The organism is Kitasatospora sp. NBC_01302 (assembly GCF_035976515.1).
GTDB lineage: Bacteria > Actinomycetota > Actinomycetes > Streptomycetales > Streptomycetaceae > Kitasatospora.
In genome coordinates this window covers 6,094,381-6,110,951 of the sequence record NZ_CP108404.1, presented here as the reverse complement: position 1 = coordinate 6,110,951, position 16,571 = coordinate 6,094,381, and the positions used below count along the sequence as shown (strand labels likewise).

The 16,571-nt window shown below is 73.7% G+C and carries 12 protein-coding genes; 1 reads left to right on the top strand and 11 read right to left on the bottom strand.

Annotation, left to right across the window (positions count from 1 at the left end; translation table 11 throughout):
• Positions 1–65: 65 nt before the first annotated feature.
• From OG294_RS26775 to nsdA, 6 genes are all read right to left on the bottom strand, one after another.
• The gene (locus OG294_RS26775; RefSeq protein WP_327069094.1) at positions 66–596 is read right to left on the bottom strand and encodes a GNAT family N-acetyltransferase; all 531 of its coding nucleotides are present in this window, start codon (positions 594–596) and stop codon (positions 66–68) included.
• 94 nt (positions 597–690) lie between these two features.
• Complete coding sequence (gene ffh / locus OG294_RS26770) at positions 691–2,259, bottom strand: signal recognition particle protein (RefSeq protein ID WP_327069093.1); 1,569 nt, start codon at positions 2,257–2,259, stop codon at positions 691–693.
• Between the two features lie 88 nt (positions 2,260–2,347).
• Positions 2,348–4,795, bottom strand: coding sequence for a [protein-PII] uridylyltransferase (locus OG294_RS26765; RefSeq protein ID WP_327069092.1), 2,448 nt, complete (start codon positions 4,793–4,795; stop codon positions 2,348–2,350).
• Positions 4,796–4,882: 87 nt separating this feature from the next.
• Positions 4,883–5,221 (bottom strand): P-II family nitrogen regulator, encoded by a 339-nt coding sequence (locus tag OG294_RS26760; protein WP_327069091.1) that lies wholly within the window; start codon positions 5,219–5,221, stop codon positions 4,883–4,885.
• Positions 5,218–6,579 carry an ammonium transporter gene (locus OG294_RS26755; RefSeq protein ID WP_327069090.1) on the bottom strand — a complete coding sequence of 454 codons (1,362 nt, stop codon included), beginning with the start codon at positions 6,577–6,579 and terminating at the stop codon, positions 5,218–5,220. The genes OG294_RS26760 and OG294_RS26755 overlap by 4 nt, the downstream gene beginning before the upstream one ends.
• 320 nt (positions 6,580–6,899) lie before the next feature.
• Positions 6,900–8,357 carry a transcriptional repressor NsdA gene (gene nsdA, locus OG294_RS26750; protein WP_327069089.1) on the bottom strand — a complete coding sequence of 486 codons (1,458 nt, stop codon included), beginning with the start codon at positions 8,355–8,357 and terminating at the stop codon, positions 6,900–6,902.
• Between the two features lie 349 nt (positions 8,358–8,706).
• Between nsdA and OG294_RS26745 the strand changes: the two genes are divergently transcribed.
• Positions 8,707–9,423 carry a bifunctional DNA primase/polymerase gene (locus OG294_RS26745; protein WP_327069088.1) on the top strand — a complete coding sequence of 239 codons (717 nt, stop codon included), beginning with the start codon at positions 8,707–8,709 and terminating at the stop codon, positions 9,421–9,423.
• A 98-nt stretch (positions 9,424–9,521) separates the two neighbouring features.
• On the opposite strand, the gene ftsY is transcribed toward OG294_RS26745, so the two are convergent.
• The 5 genes from ftsY to OG294_RS26720 form a co-directional block, all read right to left on the bottom strand.
• On the bottom strand, positions 9,522–10,754 hold the full coding sequence (ftsY, locus tag OG294_RS26740; protein ID WP_327069087.1) for a signal recognition particle-docking protein FtsY: 1,233 nt from the start codon (positions 10,752–10,754) through the stop codon (positions 9,522–9,524).
• 262 nt (positions 10,755–11,016) lie between these two features.
• Positions 11,017–14,796 carry a chromosome segregation protein SMC gene (gene smc / locus OG294_RS26735; RefSeq protein ID WP_327069086.1) on the bottom strand — a complete coding sequence of 1,260 codons (3,780 nt, stop codon included), beginning with the start codon at positions 14,794–14,796 and terminating at the stop codon, positions 11,017–11,019.
• A gap of 322 nt (positions 14,797–15,118) precedes the next feature.
• Complete coding sequence (locus OG294_RS26730; protein ID WP_184935389.1) at positions 15,119–15,322, bottom strand: hypothetical protein; 204 nt, start codon at positions 15,320–15,322, stop codon at positions 15,119–15,121.
• A 359-nt stretch (positions 15,323–15,681) separates the two neighbouring features.
• A complete protein-coding gene (locus OG294_RS26725; protein ID WP_327069085.1) occupies positions 15,682–15,960 on the bottom strand; it encodes an acylphosphatase in 279 nt (92 codons plus the stop codon).
• Positions 15,961–15,988: 28 nt separating this feature from the next.
• Complete coding sequence (locus OG294_RS26720; protein ID WP_327069084.1) at positions 15,989–16,537, bottom strand: winged helix-turn-helix transcriptional regulator; 549 nt, start codon at positions 16,535–16,537, stop codon at positions 15,989–15,991.
• Between the last annotated feature and the right edge of the window lie 34 nt (positions 16,538–16,571).

Sequence of the window (16,571 nt, the reverse complement as noted above, 5' to 3'; positions counted from 1 at the left end):
ACCATACGGGCCGAAAACCGGACAATCCACCAGCAACGCCGCCGCGCCGGTCTACCCCGGAGTGCTCATGAGACCCCCCGCGGCGGCCACTCCTCGGCCGTCAGGGCGAACCGCTCGTGGTCGCGCCAGGCGCCGGCGAGGAAGAGCATCCGCGGAGTGAACCCCTCGTGCCGGAAGCCCAGCCGGCGGGCCAGTGCGATCGAACGCTCGTTCTCCGGCTGCACGTTGATCTCCAGGCGGTGCAGGCCCAGACCACCGGCCACCTGGTCGGCGAAGCAGCGGTCCACCACCAGCCGCATGCCCTCGGTCATCCGCCCGGTGCCCGCGTAGGGCAGGTAACTGTCGTAGCCGAGGGCGGCGTTGCAGAACCGGCCCATCACGATGTTGGACACGTTGCACTTGCCGACCAGCCCGGCGTCCACCCGGTCGACGATCAGGTAGCTGCGCAGCCCGGGACCCTGACGCTGCAGCAGGTCCGGCAGGCCGTCCGGCTCGACCGGGTTCCACGGCCTGATGTGCTCGGCCGATCGCAGCACCGCTGCGGCGTACGGACCGGTGTCGGTCGATCTGGGGGCACGGATGGTCACTCGGCTCATCGCAACATCATCGGGCACGCGTACGGCCCGCCACCTCATGACGAAGGCGGCGGGCCGTACGGCGATCACCTGCTCAGCGCAGGTCGGACGAGCATCAGAGCAGGTCCTTGAACTCCTTGGGCAGCTCGAAGTCGGCCGGGCCCTTGCCCGCACCGATCCCGAACGCACCGCCGTCGGCGCCGGCCTGCTGCCCCGCGCCCGGGCCCAGCGCCCGGCGCTCGGCGGCGGCGGCCTCCTCCTGGGCCCGCTTGAGCGGGTTGCCGCTCTTGCGCTTGCCCTTGGCGACCGGCGCCTTCTTGCCCGACTTCTTGCCGCCGCCGCCCATGCCCGGGATCCCCGGCATGCCCGGGATGCCCTTGCCCGAGGCCATCGCGGTCATCATCTTGCGGGCCTCGAAGAAGCGCTCGACCAGGTTGTTGACCTCGCCGACACCGACGCCCGAACCCTTGGCGATGCGCAGCCGGCGCGAGCCGTTGATGATCTTCGGGTCGGTCCGCTCGGCCGGGGTCATCGACTTGATGATCGCGCCGACGCGGTTGACGTCCTTGTCGTCGATGTTGTTGATCTGCTCGCGGATCTGGCCCATGCCGGGGAGCATCCCGAGCAGCTTGGAGATCGAGCCCATCTTCTGGACCTGCTCCAGCTGCGACAGGAAGTCGTCCAGCGTGAAGTCCTTGCCGCCGCCCTGCAGCTTGGCGGCCATCTTCTCGGCCTCGGCCTGCGAGAAGGTCTGCTCGGCCTTCTCGATCAGCGACAGGACGTCGCCCATGCCCAGGATCCGCGAGGCCATCCGGTCCGGGTGGAAGGCGTCGAAGTCGTCGACCTTCTCACCGTTGGAGGCGAACATGATCTGCCGGCCGGTGATGTGCGCCACCGAGAGCGCGGCACCACCACGGGCGTCGCCGTCCAGCTTGGAGAGCACCACGCCGGTGAAGTCGACGCCCTCGAGGAAGGCCTGCGCGGTGGTGACCGCGTCCTGGCCGATCATCGCGTCGACGACGAACAGGACCTCGTCCGGGTTGACCGCGGCCCGGATGTCGGCGGCCTGCTGCATCAGCTCGGCGTCGATGCCCAGGCGACCGGCGGTGTCGACGATGACGACGTCGTACTGCTTCTGCTTGGCGTACTCGATCGCGTCCGAGGCCACCTTGACCGGGTCGCCCACGCCGTTGCCCGGCTCGGGGCCGTAGAAGGCGACACCGGCCCGGTCGGCCACCACGTTCAGCTGGGTGACCGCGTTGGGGCGCTGCAGGTCGCAGGCGACCAGCAGCGGGGTGTGCTTCTGCTGCTTCAGCCAGTGGCCGAGCTTGCCGGCCAGCGTGGTCTTACCGGCGCCCTGCAGACCCGCCAGCATGATCACGGTGGGGCCGGTCTTGGCGTACTGCAGGCGGCGGGTCTCGCCACCGAGGATGCTGATGAGCTCCTCGTTGACGATCTTGATGATCTGCTGCGCCGGGTTCAGCGCCCCGGAGACCTCGACGCCGAGCGCCCGGTCCTTGATCTGCTTGATGAAAGCCCGGACCACCGGGAGCGCGACGTCCGCCTCCAGCAGGGCGATCCGGATCTCGCGGGCGGTGGCGTCGATGTCCGCCTCACTGAGGCGGCCCTTGCCCCGGAGGTTCTTGAACGTCGCTGCGAGGCGGTCGGAAAGAGTGTCGAACACGTCGGTCGCGGGTCCCTTGCGGCATCGGTATGAGTACGGTCGTCGCCCACCAGGGTATCCGGACACCCCGGCCACCGGCCCCACCCGGTCAGCGCAGTGCTCCGCGCACCTGCTCGGCCACCGCCTCGGCGGCGGCCCCGGTCAGTCGGGCACCGGCCGCGTCGGTGAGGTAGAAGGCGTCCACCGCGTCCGCACCGAGGGTGCTGACGTGGGCGGTGCGCACCCGCACGCCCGCCTCGTCCAGCGCCCGGCCGATCCGGTGCAGCAGGCCGGGGGCGTCGTGCGCGCGCACCTCCAGGACGGTGGCGGTGGCCGAGACGCCGCCGGGCGCCACCGTGACCGTGGGCGGCGGCACGCTGCTGCCGCGCCGACGGGGCACCGCCGCGTCCCGCTCGGCCAGCCGGCGTCCGGGGTCCAGCGAGCCGTCCAGGGCGCGGCGCAGGTCGGCCCGCAGCCGGGCGGCCTCGGGCAGCTCGCCGAACTCGGCGGCCACCCGCCAGGAGAGCAGCAGCACCGGGCCCGCGCCGATCGGGTCCAGCTCGCGCAGGGTCAGCGTGCGGACGGTGAGGCGGTTGAGCGCCAGCACCCCGGAGACCGTGCCGAGCAGCCCCGGCCGGTCCACGATGGCCAGCGTCAGCTCCGCACCGGTCGGCTCGCCCTGCCCGGTGGCCTCCTCGGACGGCACCGCGGCCGCGGAGGGGAGCATCGCCAGGGCCGGCTCACCGGTGCGCGCCGCCTCCACCGCCAGCCGCTCCTGCGCCACGGTGGCGCCGCCGGCCTCGCCCTGCGGCGACGCCGGCTCCTCCCCCGCCAGCACGCCCGCCACCCGGTCGGCCAGGGTGGCCACCAGCGAGGCCCGCCAGGCGCTCCAGGCGGCCGGTCCGGTGGCGAGGGCGTCCGCCTCGGTCAACGCGTGCAGCAGCTCCAGGTGCTCGGTGGTACCCACCGTCTTGGCGATCAGCTCCACGGTCGCCGGGTCGCCCAGGTCGCGCCGGGTGGCGGTCTCCACCAGCGTCAGGTGGTGGCGCACCAGCAGCGCCAGGCTCGCCACGTCCGCCTCGCCGAAGCCCATCCGGGCGGCCACGTCGCGCACGATCACCTCGCCGGCCACCGAGTGGTCCCCCGGCCAGCCCTTGCCGAGGTCGTGCAGCAGGGCGGCGACCAGCAGCAGGTCCGGGCGGGCCACCCGGCGGGTCAGCGCGGCGGCCCGCACCGCCGTCTCGATCAGGTGCCGGTCCACGGTCCAGGTGTGCACCGCGTTGCGCTGCGGGCGGCAGCGCACCCGCTCCCAGTCCGGCAGCAGTCTGGTGATCAGCCCCTCGGCCTCCAGCGCCTCCCAGACCGGCAGGCAGGCCTCGCCCGCGCCGAGCAGGGTGATCAGCTGTTCGCGCGCCTCGTCGGGCCAGGGCACCGGCAGCGCCTTGGTCTCGGCGGCCAGCCGGCGCACCGTGGCGTAGCCGACCACCAGGCCGGCCTGGGCGGCGGCCGCCGCCGCGCGCAGCGGCAGCACCGGGTCGGTGGCCGGGCGGGCGCCCTGGGCGAGCACCGCCTCGCCGTCCTGCTCGACCACGCCCTCGGCCAGCGGGCGCCGCGCCGCGCTCCCGCGGGACAGCGCGTCGGCCCCGCGGGCGGCGGCGCGGCCGAAGCGGAACGGCCGCCGGCCGCGGGAGCGGCGGGCGGCCAGCAGCCGGTCCACCGCGCGCCAGGTCACGTCGCCGGCGTAGGCGATGGTGCGGGCGGCCTGGTAGACCTCGCGCAGCAGGGTGTCCGCGTCCAGCACGCCGAGCGCGGCGGCCACCTGGTCCTGCTCCTGGAGCGCGAGCCGCTCGGTGGCCCGCCCGGTGGCCAGGTGCAGCGCGTCACGGACGTCGCTGAGCCTGCGCTGGGCGGCGTCCAGGCCCTGTCGCGGCGCGTCGGCCAGCCAGGAGGCGGCGATCGCGTCCAGCGCCACCACGTCCCGCAGGCCGCCCCTGGCCTCCTTCAGGTCGGGCTCCAGCCGGTAGGCCAACTCGCCGTGGCGCTCGGCCCGTTCCCGCCCGAGTTCACGCAGCTCGGGCAGCCGCTCGGCGGCCCGCTCCCGCCAGTCGGCCAGCACCGCCGAGCGCAGCGCGGCGGTCAGCTCGGCGTCGCCGGCCAGGTGCCGGGCGTCCAGCAGGCCCAGCTGCGCCTTCAGGTCGGCGGCGGCCACCGCACGGGCCTCGGCGGGCTTGCGCACCGAGTGGTCCAGGCCCACACCGCTGTCCCAGACCGGGTACCAGAGCCGGTCGGCGAGCGCGCCGACCGGGGCGCCGTCGTGCAGCAGCAGCACGTCCAGATCGCTGCGCGGGGAGAGTTCGCCGCGGCCGTAGCCGCCGACCGCGACCAGGGCGACGCCGTCCGCGCCACCGCCGGCCGCCGCGAGCAGGCCGGTCAGCCAGCGGTCCGTCAACGCGGCCAGCGCGGTGCGCCGTTCGCGGCCGGTCAGTGCGGGGGCGGCGAACAGGTCGGCCCGGGCGGCCTGGTAGTCCACGGGTTCGAGCGGGTCAACGACGGTCATGGCGGCTCCCGACCGAGCGGGAACGGACCCGCGGTGGGTGCTCTCCGCTGCGGGTCCGTCCGGTGAGGTGATGTCAGACTGGGTGATTCACAGGGCGTCGGGTCCGCGCTCGCCGGTCCGCACCCGGACCACGGTGTCGACCGGGACGCTCCAGACCTTGCCGTCCCCGATGCGTCCGGTGCGGGCGGCCTTGAGCAGGACCTCGATCACGTCCTCGGCGTCGTCGTCGGCGACCAGCACCTCTATCCGGATCTTCGGGACCAGGTCGACGGTGTACTCGGCGCCCCGGTAGACCTCGGTGTGGCCGCGCTGGCGGCCGTAGCCGCTGGCCTCGGTGACGGTCAGGCCCTGGACGCCGAAGGCCTGCAGCGCGTCCTTGACCGGCTCCAGCTGGTGGGGCTTGACGACGGCGGTGATCAGCTTCATCGGGCGTCCACTCCGGTCTTGTGCGTGGTCCTGGGTCCAGCGGGCTCGGCGGCGCCGGGCTTGGCCGCCGCTGTCGCGGAGCCGCCCAGCGCCCGGGCCAGGCTGGCCCCCACCGCGCTGAAGTCGTAGGCGGTCTCGGCGTGTTCGGCCTGGTCGATGCCGGCCACCTCGACCTCCTCGGCGACCCGGAAGCCGATCGTCCTCTGAATCGCCTGGCCGAGCAGCCAGGAGAGCACGAAAGAGTAGCCCGCGACCACCAGGACGCCCAGCACCTGCTTGCCCAACTGCCCCCAGCCGCCGCCGTAGAAGAGGCCCTGGGCGCTCTGGCCGACGTGCCCGGTGGCGAACAGGCCGATCAGCACCGAGCCGATCGCACCGCCCACCGCGTGCACACCCACCACGTCGAGCGAGTCGTCGAAGCCCAGCTTGTACTTGAGGCTGATCGCGGCGGCGCAGACCGCGCCGGCGATCAGGCCGATCGCCAGTGCCCCGAGCATCGAGACCGAGCCGCAGGCGGGGGTGATGGCCACCAGGCCGGCCACCGCGCCGGAGGCGGCGCCGAGCGAGGTGAAGGCGCCGTGCCGCAGCTTCTCGTAGGCCAGCCAGCCGAGCATCGCGGCGGCGGTGGCGACCTGGGTGTTCATGAAGGCCATGCCGGCCACGCCGTTGGCGGCCAGCGCCGAACCGGCGTTGAAGCCGAACCAGCCGAACCAGAGCAGCCCGGAGCCGAGCATCACCAGCGGCAGGCTGTGCGGGCGCATCGGGTCCTTCTTGAAGCCGACCCGCTTGCCCAGCACCAGGCACAGGGCCAGGCCCGCGACCCCGGCGTTGATGTGCACCGCGGTGCCGCCGGCGAAGTCGATCACGCCCAGGTGGTCGACCAGCCAGCCGCCGTGGCCGTTGTCGGTGTAGAAGACCCAGTGCGCGACCGGGAAGTAGACGACGGTGACCCACAGGGCCACGAAGAGCGACCAGGCCGTGAACTTGGCCCGGTCCGCGATCGCACCGCTGATCAGCGCCGGGGTGATCACCGCGAACATCAGCTGGAACGCGGCGAAGGCGGTGACCGGGATCGAGCCGTTCAGGTCGTTCATCCCGATGCCACGCATGCCGAGGTGGTCGAGATTGCCGATCAGACCGTGGAAGGAGTCGTTGCCGAAGCTGAGGGTGTAGCCGTAGAGCACCCAGAGCACGCTGACGATCGCCAGCGAGATGAAGCTCATGACCAGCATGTTGAGGGTGCTCTTGACCCTGACCATGCCTCCGTAGAAGAAGGCCAGGCCCGGGGTCATCAACATGACCAGGGCCGCACTGATGAGCACGAAGGCGGTATCGCCCCCGCTGAAGCCGTCCGGCATCGGCGTCTCCTCCAGGTGTCCGCCGCGCCACCCTCGGGATCCTGTCCCGTGCCACCCGGGGTGTCGGCGATGGACAGGAGAGTGCCGAAGACGGGTTTCGGCCAGTGCGGCTCGGTGTTTCGCCGTCGTGAAGCGGTCGACGCACCGGTTACGGGTACGTGAACTACGGCCGTGCCATGACAGGCCGTGAGGTACCGTACCGCCGCACACCACCCGGGGTGGCTATTCGATCACCCCGGGTCCACCGAACGGGCTACCGCGGGGCTAGGCCGTGTCTCACAATTCCCGCCAGGCGCGCGACGCGAATTGTGAGACACGGCCTAGACCGCCTCGTACTCCGGGATCTGCTCCACCACCAGGTCGGCCAGCCGGTGGACGGCCGGAACCGAGCGGTAGTCCCGGGTGGCCGCCGCCGAGGTCTTGCGGACCCGGGTGTTGAGCCGCTCGGAGCGCACCTTGCCCGCGATCTCCACCGCCTCCTCGGCCAGCACCGTGGCCTGCTCCGGCTCGCCGCGCAGCAGGTGCACGCTGGCCATGCCGACCAGGTTGAAGGCGTAGGAGCGGGTGTGGTTCTCCTTGTCGGCGCGGAACAGGTCGACGGCGGTGGCCATCACCGGCTCGGCCATCGAGGCGTACCGCGGGCTGCGGCTGGAGTGGTAGGCGAGGTCGCGGAAGGAGTGCGCGTTCTCCGCGTACAGCTCGGCCTTGGAGAAGAACCGCAGCCAGTCGGGGTCGTTCTCCACCGCGCCGGTGTCGGTGAAGGTGTCCTCCGCCAGCCGCACCGCGCGGGCGCAGCGGTTGACCTCGCCGATGTTGGAGTACGCGCGGGCCTCCATCGCGTAGAGCAGCGCCTGCTGGCGCGGGGTGGCGGAGTCCCGGCTGCCGTACTGGGCCAGGTGGATCAGCTCCAGCGCGTCCTCGCCGCGGTTGAGGTGGATCATCTGGCGGCTCATGTCGGTCAGGATCTGCGCGCCGAACGGGCGGTCGCCGGCCTCCTTGGCCGCGTGCAGGGCCAGCACGTAGTACTTCTGCGCGCTGGGGTGCATGCCCACGTCGTAGGACATCCAGCCGGCCAGGTGGGCGAGTTCGGCGGTGAGCCGGAACAGGCGCTGGGTGATCTGCGGCGCGTAGGTCTCCTGCAGCAGGTCGGTGACCTCGTGCAGCTGGCCGACCACCGCCTTGCGGCGCAGGCCGCCGCCGTTCTGCGCGTCCCACTGGCGGAAGGTTCCCGCGGTCTGTTCCAGCAGCTGCAGCTCCGGCTCGGAGAGCCGGCCGGTGAACGGCTCACCGCCGCCGGCCGCCGCCAGGATCGGGGTGGGCGAGCCGCCGGGGCCGGGTGTGAGCCAGCGCTGCATCGGCTCGATCAGCGCGGCGCCGGCCGTCAGGGCCAGCGAAGTCCCGAGGAAGCCGCGGCGGTTGAGCATCAGGTCGCTGCGCGAGTACTCGCTGATCAGCTGCACCGTCTGCGGGCCGCTCCAGGGCAGGTCGACCCCGCCGCCGGCCACCGTGGAGACCGGCACGACGGTGCGCAGCCCGAGGTCCTCGACCGAGACCACCGAGCCGAAGCGCTCGGAGAAGAGGTCGGCCATGATCTTCGGAATCGGCTCACGCGGCTGCTCGCCGTCCAGCCAGCGGCGTACCCGTGAGGTGTCGGTGCTCACGTGGTGCGCGCCGAGCTGGCGCGCCTGCCGGTTGACCTGTCTGGCGAACTCGCCCTTGGACCAGCCGCTGCGCGCGAACCAGGCCGTCAGTTTCTCGTTTGGCTGCTTCTCTGCCATTGAGGGTCCACCCCAGTCCCGCCGGGCCCCGCTCGGGGGCCTGCCGTCATCCCGCCCACGCACCCACCGCCCCGGTCCGTGTGCTGAACGTAACCTGCCGCGCCGGGCCCGGGGGATGCTTCGCCGGGAATCGCCACCATTCGCCACCCCCACGACGGGAGCCGACGGTCCGTCAGCAGCGCTTCACTGGTAGCCGGATCCCGCCCGGTACCGGGTGGATCGACTCCTGCACTCGACGGCGCACTCCGCTCGCCGCGCGCCGCCACGCGAGAACGCACGCTGGACGCGAGAATTTGACTGTGCGTCACAGTCCCGTAACCGCCGGCAATCGAATTCTGTTGGGGGAGGCATGGACAACCTGTTCGGCGATCTGAGGTTCGGCTCGCGCCGCCGCATCCGCGCCACCGCGTGCCAGGCCGCGGCCGAGTACGCCGGGCGCTGGGGCTGGACGGTCGCCCTCGGCGGCTCGCAGGCCCGCTCGGGAGCCGCGGCCCGGGTGCGACCGGCCCATCCGTGCGCCTGCGGCCGGCCGCACTGCGCGGCGCCCGGGCTGCATCCCCCGCACGGCGCCGCCGCCCGCGAGCTGCCGCCCGGCGCCGCGCCGCACGAGGCGCGCGAGCTGTGGAGCGGCGAGCCCGGGGCCAGCGTGCTGCTGCCGGCCGGGCGCACCTTCGACGTGCTGGACGTGCCGGAGCCGGCCGGGCTGCGCGCGCTGGTCCGGCTGGAGCGGATGGGCACCCAGGTGGGCCCGGTGCTCGCCTCCCCCAGCGGCCGGCTGCTCTTCTTCGTCGCCCGCGGCACCGCTGCCAAGCTGCCCGACCTGCTCTACCGGATGGGCTGGGACGACGCCGCGCTCGACCTGGTCTGCCACGGCGAGGGCACCTTTCTGGCCGCGCCGCCCACCGTGCTCACCGGCCTCGGCCCGGTGCGCTGGCTGCGCCACCCCTGCCGGGAGAGTGCCGCCCGGCCGCCCGAGGCCCGGCTGCTGCTGGGGACCCTCGCCTACGCCTGCCACCGCGGGCGGGAGCGGGCGGTGGCGGCAGAGCCGGCCTGGCTCGCCTCCTGATCCACGGATCCAGTGGCCACGGCTCCACGGCGCCCGAACGCGAACGGGGCGCCCTCCCCCACTGGGAAGGACGCCCCGCGAACCGGCCCCGACGGGGGTCAGTCGCCGATCAGCGCGTCCACGAACGCGGCCGGCTCGAACGGCGCCAGGTCGTCGGCACCCTCGCCCAGGCCGATCAGCTTGACCGGCACGCCCAGCTCGCGCTGGACCGCGACCACGATGCCGCCCTTGGCGGTGCCGTCCAGCTTGGTGAGCACGATGCCGGTGATGTCCACCACCTCGGCGAAGACCCGGGCCTGGACCAGCCCGTTCTGCCCGGTGGTGGCGTCCAGCACCAGCAGCACCTCGTCCACCGCGCCGTGCTTCTCCACCACCCGCTTGACCTTGCCCAGCTCGTCCATCAGGCCGGTCTTGGTGTGCAGCCGGCCCGCGGTGTCGATCAGCACGGTGTCGGCGCCCTCGGCGATGCCCTCCTTGACCGCGTCGAACGCGACCGAGGCCGGGTCGCCGCCCTCGGGCCCGCGCACGGTGCGGGCACCGACCCGCTCGCCCCAGGTCTGCAGCTGGTCGGCGGCCGCGGCCCGGAAGGTGTCGGCCGCACCGAGCACCACCGAGCGCCCGTCCGCGACCAGCACCCGGCCGAGCTTGCCGGAGGTGGTGGTCTTGCCGACACCGTTGACGCCGACCACCAGGACCACCGCGGGGCGGCCGTCCTCGTGCTTGGCGGTCTTCAGCGAGCGGTCGGCCTCGGTGCCGATCAGCGCCACCAGCTCCTCGTGCAGCAGCGCGCGCAGCTCGGCCGGGGTGCGGGTGCCGAGCACCTTGACCCGGGTGCGCAGCCGCTCCACCAGCTCCTGGGTGGGAGCCACGCCGACGTCGGCGGTGAGCAGGGTGTCCTCGATCTCCTCCCAGGTGTCCTCGTCCAGCCGGTCCCGGGAGAGCAGCGCCAGCAGGCCCTTGCCGAGCGAGTTCTGCGAGCGCGACAGCCGCGAGCGCAGCCGCACCAGCCGGCCCGCGGTGGGCTCGGGCACCTCGATCGCGGGCGCCTCGACGGCCTCCTCCGGCTCGACCTCGACGGTCTCGACCGGCGCGGGGAGCTCGACCTCCTCGACGGTGGTGACCGGGGCCTCGCGCGGCGGGGCGGCCTCGTCACCGACCTGCGGCTCGGCCGGGGCCGGCTGCTTCGGCTCGGTCGCCTTCGGCTTGGCGGGCAGCGGCGCGGTGGGGGCCTTGGGGGGCAGTTCCTTGCGCCGCCTGCCGCTGACGACCAGGCCGGCGACCGCGCCGACGGCGATCACGGCGATGACCACGGCAAGGATCACGTATTCCACATCAAACTCCTTCGCTGGTACTCCGGCCGTGGCCGGGGTATCGAGTGATCCTCCCGCGGATGACCTTTCGTCACACCGCCGCTACGCCCTGTCACGCACCCGTGCGGTGCCGCTCGGGGCCCGGCCGTCGCGAAGCGTTCGGACGGCCGAGTGAGAAGCCCTCTCGCCGTGAGAGGGAGGAGTCACAACGCGACCCAGTATCCGTGATCGCACCGCCCCACGGGCGGATGCCCCGGCATCGGGCCTGTCCGGCGGCGGCTGGTCAGTCGGCCGGTCGCGGGGCGGCTCCACCGGCGAGGGCCGCGTCCTGCTGGTGCGGCAGCGCCGGGGGCCGCCGCCGCTCCCGGTCCTTCTCGCGCAGCCGCTGGCTGATCACCTGGGAGATGCCGTCGCCCTTCATGGTCACGCCGTAGAGCGCGTCGGCACACTCCATGGTGAGCTTCTGGTGGGTGATCACGATCAGCTGGGAGCTGTCCCGCAGCTCCTCCATGATCCCGATCAGCCGCCGCAGGTTGGTCTCGTCCAGCGCCGCCTCGACCTCGTCCATCACGTAGAACGGGCTCGGCCTGGCCTTGAAGATGGCGACCAGCAGGGCCACCGCCGTCAGTGAGCGCTCGCCGCCGGAGAGCAGCGACAGGCGCTTGACCTTCTTGCCCGGCGGCCGGGCCTCCACCTCCACGCCGGTGGTGAGCATGGAGTCCGGCTCGGTCAGCACCAGCCGGCCCTCACCGCCGGGGAACAGCCGGGCGAACACGCCCTCGAACTGGGCAGCGGTGTCGCGGTAGGCGGCGGTGAAGAGCTCCTCCACCCGCTGGTCCACGTCCCGGACGATCTCCAGCAGGTCGCGCCGGCTCTTCTTGAGGTCCTCCAACTGCTCGCCGAGGAACTGGTGGCGCTCCTCCAGCGCGGCGAACTCCTCCAGGGCCAGCGGGTTCACCCGGCCCAGCTGCTGGAAAGCCTTCTCGGCCGCGCGCAGTCGCTTCTCCTGCTCGGCGCGGACGTAGGGACGGCTCTCGCCCGACGGCCGCCCGTCCTTGCCGGGCTGCTTGCCGGGCTCCTTCGCGGACTCCTTGCCCGGTCCCCCGGCCGGCTCCTTGTCCGGATCCTTGTCCGCTGCCTCGTCGAGCGGGGGCGGCACCGGCTGGTCCGGCCCGTAGCCGCTCAGCAGTTCCTCGCCCTCGATGCCGAACTCCTCCAGGGCCCGGGTCTCCAACTGCTCGATCCGCAACCGCTTCTCGGCCCGCAGCACCTCGTCGCGGTGACCGGCGTCGACCAGCTTGTCCAGCTCGTCCTTCAACTCCCGGCCGCGCTCGCGGATCTGGCGCAGCACCGTCTCGCGCTCCGCCCTGGCCTGCTCGACGGCGGTGCGCTCGGCCTCGGCCCGGCCCAGCGAGACCTCCAGGCAGGTGAGCAGCGCGCGGGCGCCGGCGGCCACCGCACCGGCCACCCGGGCGTGCCGCTCGGCGCGCTTGCGGCGCTCGGCGGCGCGGGCCCGCGCCTCGCGCTCGGCGCGGGCCGCGCGGTCCAGGCTCTCGGCCCGGCCGGCCAGCGAGCGGACGCGTTCCTCATGGGTGCGCACCGCCAGCCGGGCCTCCAGCTCGGCCTGCCGGGCCGCGGTGCCCAGCTCGGCCAGCCGGTCGCGCTCGGCCGAGTCGGGCTCTTCGCTCTCCTCGTCCGCCAGTTCCTCGGCCGCTGCGAGCCTGGCGGCCAGCTCCTCGGCGGCGTCGGCCGCCGCGGCCAGGCCCTGCTCGGCCCGCTCGACGGCCGCCGTGGTGCGCTCGGCCTCACCGGCGGCGGCCCTGGCCTGCCCGCCGAGCCGGCCCAGCGAGCCGGCCACCTCGGCCCGCTGCTTCTCGGCCCGGCGGCGGTCGGTGGCCAGCTGCTCGACCGCCGCGGCCAGCTCGCTGCGGTGCTCCTTGGCCTGCGCCAGCCGCTCGGCCAGCTCGGCGCAGCGCCCGGTCAGCTCCTCGATCGCGCGGGCCGCCGCGTCGACGGCGGCCTGGGTCTCCAGCTGGCTGGGCGGGCCTGCCGAGCCGCCCTGGGCGAGCGCGGCGGCGAGCAGATCGCCCTCGGCGGTGACGACGGTCAGCCGCGGGTGGGTGGCGAGCAGGCGCCGGGCGGCGGCCAGGTCGGCGACCACGGCGGTGCGGTGCAGCAGCGCGCGCACGGCGGGCAGCAGGTCGGCGGGGCCGCCCACCAGCTCGGCGGCCCAGCGGGCGCCGAACGGCGCCAGGTCGGGCAGTTCCACACCGCCCGGTTCCGGGCCGCTCGGTTCCTGGTCGGTGCGCGCCAGGCCGGTGAGCGCCAGGTCGGCCCGCTGGGTGCCGGCGATCAGCAGCGCCGCCCGCCCGGCGTCCGCCTCGCGCAGCAGGCGCAGCGCGCCGACGGCCGTGTCGAGGTCGGCCACCGCGACGGCGTCGGCCACCGCCCCCAGCGCCGCGGCCATGGCCACCTCGTGGCCGTGGGCCACGGTGAGCAGTTCGGCCGCCGGGCCGAGCACGCCGGCCAGGCGCTCGGCGGCGCCCAGCAGCGCGCCGGTGCCGTCCTTGCGGCGCAGGCCGAGCGAGAGCGCCTCATGACGCGCGTTGAGCGCGGCGCGTTCCCGCTCGGCCGCGCTCTGCGCCTCCCGGGCGGCGCTCAGCGCCTGCTCGGCGCCGGCCAGTTGCTCGCGCGCCTGCTCGTGCGTGTCCGCGAGCTGTTCGTCGCCGGTCTCCAGTCCGGCCACCTGCTCCCGGAGCAGCTCGAACTCGGCCTGCGCAGCCTCGGCCCGCACCGCGGCCTCGTCCCTGGCGGCCGCCAGCCGGTCGATCTCGGCCTGTGCGCCCGCCGCCCGGCTGGCCGCCGCGGCGGCCTGGCCCTGCAGCCGGGCCAGACCCTCGCGGCGGTCGGCCACCGCCCGGGCGGCCGCCCTGAGCCGCTGCTCCTCGGTGCCGAGCGCACGCTCGGCACCGGCGCGGGCCTCCACCGCCTCGGCGAGCGCATCGGCAGCCGCCTCCAGCGCCTCGGTCAGCGCGGCCTCCTCGGTGCGCACCCGCGCGGCCTCCGCGGCCAGCTCCTCCGGGTCGCGGCCACGGCGCTCCTCGCCCTGCCGCTCGGTCTCGGCGTGCCGGACCCTGGCCTCGGCCAGGGTGATCGTGCCGCGGGTCCGCTCGACCAGGGCGGAGAGCCGGTACCAGGCCTGCCGGCCGGCCTCCAGGCGCGGCCCGAGCTGCTCGACCTGGGCCTCCAGCACCGCCTCGCGCTGCCGGGTGCGCTGCAGTTCCTGCTCGACCGTGGACTGCCGCAGCCGCAGGGCGAGTTCGTCGGCCACCTCGGCCTGTATGGCCTGACGCAGCGTCAGCAGGTCGTCGGCGAGCAGCCGCAGCCGGGCGTCGCGCAGCTCGGCCTGGATGCCGGCCGCCCGGCGGGCGATCCTGGCCTGCCGGCCGAGCGGGCCGAGCTGGCGGCGCAGTTCGGCGACCAGGTCCTGCACCCGGTTGAGGTTGGCCGCCATCGCGTCCAGCTTCCGCAGCGCCTTCTCCTTGCGCTTGCGGTGCTTGAGCACTCCGGCGGCCTCCTCGATGAAGGCGCGGCGGCCCATCGGGTCGGCCTGCAGCACGGAGTCGAGCCGGCCCTGGCCCACGATCACGTGCATCTCGCGGCCGATCCCGGAGTCGGAGAGCAACTCCTGGATGTCCAGCAGCCGGCAGGCGTCGCCGTTCAGCGCGTACTCGCTGCCGCCGTTGCGGAACATCGTGCGGGTGATGGTCACCTCGGCGTAGTCGATCGGCAGCGCGCCGTCGGTGTTGTCGATGGTGAGGCTGACCTCGGCGCGGCCGAGCGCGGCACGCCCGCTGGTGCCGGCGAAGATGACGTCCTCCATCTTGCCGCCGCGCAGCGACTTGGCGCCCTGCTCGCCCATCACCCAGGAGAGCGCGTCGACCACGTTGGACTTGCCGGAGCCGTTCGGGCCGACCACGCAGGTGATGCCCGGCTCGAAGCGCAGCGTGGTGGCCGAGGCGAAGGACTTGAAGCCGCGCAGCGTCAGACTCTTGAGGTGCACGCGCTGCTCTCCCTACCGCTTCCCGTGTCCCGCGAGAGGTCCCACGGGCTTCCCGCGCCCCGACTGTATCCGCCCGGCGCGGCGGTTTCGGGAGGGCTGGCCGTGGGCAGCCTCAGACAAAATGAAGGTCAGGGCCCCGGTAGCAGGCGAGGGGCGGCAGGTGGGGGCCACAGGCAAGGGGAGAGACGACGAAGGGACGCCGGTGAGGGCGTCCCTGATGATCGCGTTCCGTCCGGGATCACGCACGACCCCGACGCGGAGCGAAACACATCCACGTACGGCTGACCCGCCCGGTCTCCATCCGGTCGAGTCGGTGTTGCTTTCAGGTGAGTGCGGGCTCCCGCTGTCCCAGGTCGATGCTGTCGAGCAGGGAGTGCTCGTCAGCGACCGCGACCAGCGCGTCGTTCTCGGCCTGCATCCGAACGAGTTCGGCTTCCAGGTCCTGGACGCGCTGCTGAAGCCGCCGCATCTCGGACAGCATTCGCGGGTCGGGGCCGCCGACGTACCCGAGAAGCGCCTTTGCCATGATGTATGGTCCTCCACGCTGAGTGACCGAACCGGTACGGTACAGGTCGAGGGGAAGGGGTGACGCGCGCGCTGGCGAATCCAGGGCAGCCGAGCTGGCAACACAGGTCAGACACTGTGGATGTACGGCCACAGGGCATGACCCTGCCCGAAATCACGGTCGCGTGCGCGGGCTTCCAGCGTCTCACCAAAGACCGTACGGGTCAACACGATCACCGCGTGCTACAACCCCGCTGTCACCTGCATGGCGGTCGACTCACGCCACGGGCAGCGGACCGTGCCACCGGAGGGACGGTGGATCACTGCACGATGCGGAGTTAACCACGGGTAGGCCCTGATGGCAACCATCACGTCACCCGCTCAGCGGATGGCAAAGCTGTCGTACCCGTCGCCGGTCGCGCTCCAGATCTCGGTCACCCCGGTGACCCGGCCCGGCGTTCCGGGGCCGCGCAACAGGGCCAGCAGCAGCTCGCAGTCGGCGTGCGTGCCCTCGGCCACCACCTGGACCCGGCCGTCGTCGAGGTTGCTCGCGTAGCCGGTCAGGCCGATCTCCAGCGCTCGGGCCCTGGTCCACCAGCGGAAGCCGACGCGCTGGACGGTGCCCCGCACCCAGGCGGTGGCTCGGACGTTTTCGTGCATCCCCCGAGCCTATGGTGCGCGGCGCGGGTCAGCCCAGCGGGCCGGACCGCTCCCAGCCCGGGGTGTGGATGTCGAGGGTGAGGGAACCCTGCACGACCTCCTCGCCGCAGCAGCGGCAGACCCAGGCCGGATCCAGCTCGTGCTCGGCCTGTCCGCCGCCCGTGTGGCACAGGGTGACGGGCGGCTCGGTCACGGCCCAGCGGTCGCCCCAGACGAGCAGCGCCTGGGTGACCGGGGCCAGCTCACGGCCCGCCCGGGTCAGGTGGTACTCGTAGCGGGCCGGGCGCTCCTGGTAGAGCCGGCGCTCGACCACGCCGGCCTCCTCCAGCGCCCGCAGCCGGGCGGTGAGCCGGTCCCGCGGGGCACCGGTGTTGCGCACGATCCGGTCGAAGCGGTGGTTGCCGTAGAACAGCTCGCGCACGGCGAGCAGCGCCCACTTCTCCCCCAGGATCTGCAGCGCGGCGGCGATCGAGCAGGGCCGTCCGGCGGGCTTGGCGGTCGCCGCCCGGGCGGCGGCCGGACGGCCGGACGGGTCAGCCTGGCCGGCGGCGGGGGCGATGACGGGATCGGTGCTCACAGCGCCAGCCTGCCACAGGGGGTTCCATTCTCAA

Bases quoted from the DNA above. Each gene is read 5' to 3' on its own strand.
- OG294_RS26760 (WP_327069091.1), bottom strand. From the start codon at position 5,221: ATGAAGCTGATCACCGCCGTCGTCAAGCCCCACCAGCTGGAGCCGGTC.
- OG294_RS26775 (WP_327069094.1), bottom strand. From the start codon at position 596: ATGAGCCGAGTGACCATCCGTGCCCCCAGATCGACCGACACCGGTCCG.
- OG294_RS26765 (WP_327069092.1), bottom strand. From the start codon at position 4,795: ATGACCGTCGTTGACCCGCTCGAACCCGTGGACTACCAGGCCGCCCGG.
- OG294_RS26725 (WP_327069085.1), bottom strand. From the start codon at position 15,960: ATGCACGAAAACGTCCGAGCCACCGCCTGGGTGCGGGGCACCGTCCAG.
- OG294_RS26745 (WP_327069088.1), top strand. From the start codon at position 8,707: ATGGACAACCTGTTCGGCGATCTGAGGTTCGGCTCGCGCCGCCGCATC.
- OG294_RS26730 (WP_184935389.1), bottom strand. From the start codon at position 15,322: ATGGCAAAGGCGCTTCTCGGGTACGTCGGCGGCCCCGACCCGCGAATG.
- nsdA (WP_327069089.1), bottom strand. From the start codon at position 8,357: ATGGCAGAGAAGCAGCCAAACGAGAAACTGACGGCCTGGTTCGCGCGC.
- OG294_RS26755 (WP_327069090.1), bottom strand. From the start codon at position 6,579: ATGCCGGACGGCTTCAGCGGGGGCGATACCGCCTTCGTGCTCATCAGT.